4 protein-coding genes are annotated in these 4,825 nt (G+C 67.3%); all 4 read left to right on the forward strand.

Features of this window, described 5'->3' with window-relative positions; all coding sequences use genetic code 11:
* Nucleotides 1–202: 202 nt before the first annotated feature.
* Nucleotides 203–1,126 carry a D-alanine--D-alanine ligase gene (locus CCR94_RS14825; RefSeq protein ID WP_104508630.1) on the forward strand — a complete coding sequence of 308 codons (924 nt, stop codon included), beginning with the start codon at nucleotides 203–205 and terminating at the stop codon, nucleotides 1,124–1,126.
* A gap of 95 nt (nucleotides 1,127–1,221) precedes the next feature.
* The gene (locus CCR94_RS14830; RefSeq protein WP_244594093.1) at nucleotides 1,222–2,160 is read left to right on the forward strand and encodes a cell division protein FtsQ/DivIB; all 939 of its coding nucleotides are present in this window, start codon (nucleotides 1,222–1,224) and stop codon (nucleotides 2,158–2,160) included.
* On the forward strand, nucleotides 2,157–3,467 hold the full coding sequence (gene ftsA / locus CCR94_RS14835; RefSeq protein ID WP_104508632.1) for a cell division protein FtsA: 1,311 nt from the start codon (nucleotides 2,157–2,159) through the stop codon (nucleotides 3,465–3,467). The genes CCR94_RS14830 and ftsA overlap by 4 nt, the downstream gene beginning before the upstream one ends.
* Before the next feature lie 180 nt (nucleotides 3,468–3,647).
* On the forward strand, nucleotides 3,648–4,825 hold a 1,178-nt coding region (gene ftsZ, locus CCR94_RS14840; protein WP_104508633.1), incomplete at its 3' end, for a cell division protein FtsZ.

Below are 4,825 nucleotides of genomic sequence, written 5' to 3' on the forward strand. Positions count from 1 at the left end.
CGTGGTTAGGGATCAAACGATCCCACCGGATACGAGGTTGGCAGGAAGTTCACCCTGTCTCACAAATCGGAGTTCACCGAGACCAAAAATGGCGATTGACTCGCGGGCCCTCATACGAGGGTTTCGGGGGCAAAATTTCCTTGCCATTTCCCTCACGCCGCCTTCATTGGCCGCCAGATTTCGTTTTGGGGGTTGAATCGTCATGAGCCAACATGTCGCCGTGCTGATGGGCGGGTTGTCCAGCGAACGCAGCGTGAGCTTGCGCTCCGGCGAGGCTTGCGCCAAGGCCTTGGAAGACGAGGGTTTTGTCGTCAGCCGGGTCGATGTCGGCCGCGATGTCGCCGCTGTCCTCACCGCGTTGAAACCCGATGTCGCGCTCAACGCCCTGCACGGACCGGGCGGCGAGGATGGCTGCATCCAGGGGCTGCTGGAAGTCTTGCGCATTCCCTATACCCATTCCGGCGTGCTGGCCTCGGCGCTGGCGTCCAACAAGGAAAAGGCCAAATGCGTGATGGCCGCCGCCGGCGTGCCCGTGCCCGGCGGCAAGACCGTGTCGCGGTTCGAGGCGGCGCGCGCCCACGTGCTCGCCCCGCCCTATGTGCTAAAGCCGGTGTCGGAGGGGTCGTCCTATGGCGTGTTCATCGTCAAGGAAGGCTGTTCGCATCCGCCGCAGGAGTTGTTGCGCGCCGACTGGTCGCATGGCGACCTGATGCTGGCTGAAAATTTTGTCGCGGGCCGCGAATTGACCTGCGCCGTGATGGGCGAAACGGCGCTTGGGGTCACTGAAATAAAGTCGCTGTCGAGCGAATGGTACGATTTCGAGTCGAAATACGCGCCGGGCGGCTCCGTCCACGAACTTCCTGCTAAAATTAAAGAAAATATTTACTTAAAGATTCAAGAGTTGGCGCTCAAGGCGCACAAGGCGCTCGGCTGTCGCGGCGTAAGCCGCACCGACTTCCGTTACGACGACCGCCCCGAAGGCACGGGGGAACTCGTGGTGCTGGAGGTCAATACGCAGCCCGGCATGACCGAGACCTCTCTTGCGCCCGAAATGGCCGCCCATGCGGGCATGACATTCGGCGAGTTGGTGAAATGGATGGTGCGGGACGCTTCCTGCGATCGTTGACGCGATTTGGACTGGCCCCCAAAGCGCCGGCTTTTGCCGGCGCGTCTTCTAACGCCAAAATGCCGGCTTTTGCCGGCGCGTCTCCTCGCGCCGAAATGCCGGCTTTCGCCGGCGCGTCCGCGAGCGCCGGAAGAGCGGCTTACGCTGGCGCGAGAGGCGGCGCTCGCCCGGTTGGCAAGAGAATTTTTCCCCGCGCCCGCCAGCGCCGGCGGGTCGGCTGGGGCGCGACGCTGGCCCGCATCGCCACCCTGCCCGGACTGGGCGGCGTGCTGGTCCTCGCCTTCCTGGCCGGCGTCGGGCTGTACGGCGCCCAGCGCGGCGGCCAGTACGACGCCTTCGTGAAAGTCAACGGGGCGCCGGCCGATATCGTCGCCCGCGCGCTCGGCCTGGGACTCGACACCGTCACCATCACCGGCCAGATCGAACTGAGCGAAACCCAGATTCTGAAGGGCGCGGGCCTCAATGGCCTGCAATCCCTGCCGTTCCTGGACGCCGACGCGGTGCGCGCGCGGCTGATGACCATGCCGCTGGTCAAGAACGTCCATGTACGCAAGCTGCTGCCCAGCCGGCTCATCATCGAAATCAACGAGCGCACGCCCTATGCCGTCTGGCAGCGCGACGGCGCGGTCAGCATCGTCGCCGCCGACGGCGCGCCGATCGACGAGTTCCGCGACGCCCGCTACACCCGCCTGCCCTTCGTGGTCGGCGAGGGCGCCAACCAGCGCATCGACGATTATGTGGCGCTGCTGGAGGCGTCAGGGGATTTGCGCGCGAAAGTGCGCGCCGGCGTTCTCGTCTCGAAGCGCCGGTGGACCCTGACCATGACCAATGGCGTCGACGTGCTGCTGCCCGAAAACGACGCCGCGAGCGCCTTGCGCCAACTGGCGCGACTGGAAAACGAAAGCCGCATTCTGGAGAAGGATATCGTCTCGCTCGATTTTCGCACGCCCGGCCGGCTGTTCGTGCGGCTGACCGAAGAAGCCGCGGCGGCCCGCGCCGCCGCTCACGCCCCGCGCAAGGGAGCGCCCAAATGACCCAGCCCCTCGTCCTGCCGCGCCTGAAACCGCTGTCGCCGCGCAAGGCGGCGACGCTCTGCGTCCTCGATGTCGGCTGCTCCAAGGTGGTGTGTCTGATCGCACGGCTGGAGCCGGTGGAAAGCTCCGACACTTTGCGCGGCCGCACCCATCGCGCGCGGATTCTGGGCATCGGCCACCAGCGCTCGCGCGGCGTCAAGGCCGGCGTCATCGTCAATATGGAGGAGGCCGAGGCCTCGGTTCGGCTGGCGGTGGACGCCGCCGAGCGCATGGCCAAGGTCCAGGTGGACAGCGTCATCGTCGCCAATGCCGGCGGGCGGCTGTCGGCCGCCTGTTACGACGCCAGCGTGCCGATCCACGGGCCGGGCGTCAGCGTCGGCGACCTGAATCGCGTGCTGGAGGCCACAGCCCTGCGCACCGCGCAGCCGGGCCGCGCCGTGCTGCACAGCCTGCCCAACGGCTTTTCGCTCGACGGCGCCCGCGGCATCCGCGACCCCCGCGGCATGATGGGCGAGAAGCTCGGCGCGCATTTCAACGTGGTCAGCGCCGACGCCGCCGCGCTGCGCAATCTCATGCTCGCCATCGAGCGCTGCCATCTGTCGGTGGAGGCCGTCGTCGCCACGCCCTATGCCGCCGGGCTCTCGGTGCTGGTGGACGACGAGGCCCAGCTCGGCGCCATCGTGCTCGACATCGGCGGCGGCTCGGTAAGCACGGGCGTGTTCCAGGACAGCCGCCTCGCCCATGCCGACGCCTTCGCCCTGGGAGGGCGCCACGTGACGATGGACATCGCCCGCGTGCTCAACATTCCGCTGCGCGACGCCGAGCGGCTCAAGACCTTGCACGGCAGCGCCATTTCCTCGCCCTCGGACGAGCGCGAGACCCTGCCCATCGTGCAGGTGGCCGAAGACCGCGACAACCCCGCCCACATCCCCCGCGCGCATCTCAACCGCATCATCGCGCCGCGCGTGGAGGAGATTCTGGAACTCGCCCGCGACCGGCTCAACGCCGCCGGCCATCCTGTCGCCGGGCGCCGCGTGGTGCTGACCGGCGGCGCCAGCCAGCTCACCGGCCTGCCGGAGGCGGCGCGGCGGATTCTCGGCGGCCAGATCCGCATCGGGCGCCCGCTCGGCGTGCAGGGCCTGCCTGATTCGGCGAAAAATCCGGGATTCGCTGTCGCGGTCGGTCTCTTGATCTATCCGCAATTCGCCGCGGGCGAATATTTCGAGCCTGGACGTTCCGGCCGCGCCGCGCCTTCCGGCGGCGGCTATTTCGGCCGGGTCGGCCGCTGGCTCACGGAGAGTTTTTGATGCGCGAACAAGGAGTTCCGCCTTAAACCTTCCCCAACGCGCCTCCGGAAGTGGATAAAAAGTTAACGGCGTCAACGAAATGTTAACGTTATTACGGCTGGATCATACCAGCTTGGGACCATTCAACCGCTGCCCATAAATTCAAAAGCTGCCCGACCTGGCGACGACAAGAGGCTGACGATGAGCATAAACCTGCAAGCGCCGCAGTTGCGCGAACTGAAGCCCCGGATCATGGTGTGCGGCGTCGGCGGCGCCGGCGGCAACGCCGTCAACAACATGATCGCCTCCGGCCTGCTGGGCGTCGACTTCATTGTCGCCAACACCGACGCCCAGGCGTTGACCAGCAGCAAGGCCGAACGCATCATCCAGATGGGCCTTCAGGTCACGGAAGGGCTCGGCGCCGGCTCGCAGCCCGAAATCGGCCGCGCCTCCGCCGAAGAGGCGATGGAGGAAATCCGCGACCATCTCACCGGCGCGCACATGTGCTTCGTCACCGCCGGCATGGGCGGCGGCACCGGCACCGGCGCGGCCCCCGTCATCGCCCGCACCGCCCGCGACATGGGCATACTGACGGTGGGCGTGGTGACAAAGCCGTTCCAGTTCGAGGGCGCCCGCCGCATGCGCGTCGCCGACCAGGGCATAGAGGAACTGCACAAGGCGGTTGACACGCTGATCGTCATCCCCAACCAGAACCTGTTCCGCGTCGCCAACGAGCGCACCACTTTCGCCGACGCCTTCTCCATGGCCGACCAGGTGCTCTATTCCGGCGTCGCCTGCATCACCGACCTGATGGTGCGCGAAGGCCTGATCAACCTCGATTTCGCCGACGTGCGCGCCATCATGCGCGACATGGGCAAGGCGATGATGGGCACCGGCGAAGCCTCCGGCGACCGCCGCGCCATTCTCGCCGCCGAAGCGGCCATCGCCAATCCGCTGCTCGACGAAGTCTCGATGAAGGGCGCGCGCGGCCTGCTGATCTCCATCACCGGCGGCAACGACCTCACCCTTTACGAAGTGGACGAAGCCGCCAGCCGCATCCGCCAGGAAGTGGACGAGGACGCCAACATCATCCTCGGCGCCACCTTCGATTCCAGCCTCGACGGCATCATCCGCGTCTCCGTGGTCGCCACCGGCATCGACAAGCCGCTCGAGGCCTATGACGCCAACGACCAGCGCCTCGCGGAAGCCGGCGAGCGCCTGCGCGCCCAGGCCGCGGCGCAGGCCGCCGCCCGCGCCGAACAGACGGCGACGCAAGTCCGCGCGCCAGGCGGAGCCGAGGAGCCGGCGCAGGCCCCGACTCCGGCCCAGGCCTATGAGCCGGCGCCCGCGTCGCAGGCCTACGCCCCGCCCGCCTACGC

Source organism: Rhodoblastus sphagnicola, from assembly GCF_002937075.1.
Lineage (GTDB): Bacteria > Pseudomonadota > Alphaproteobacteria > Rhizobiales > Beijerinckiaceae > Rhodoblastus > Rhodoblastus sphagnicola.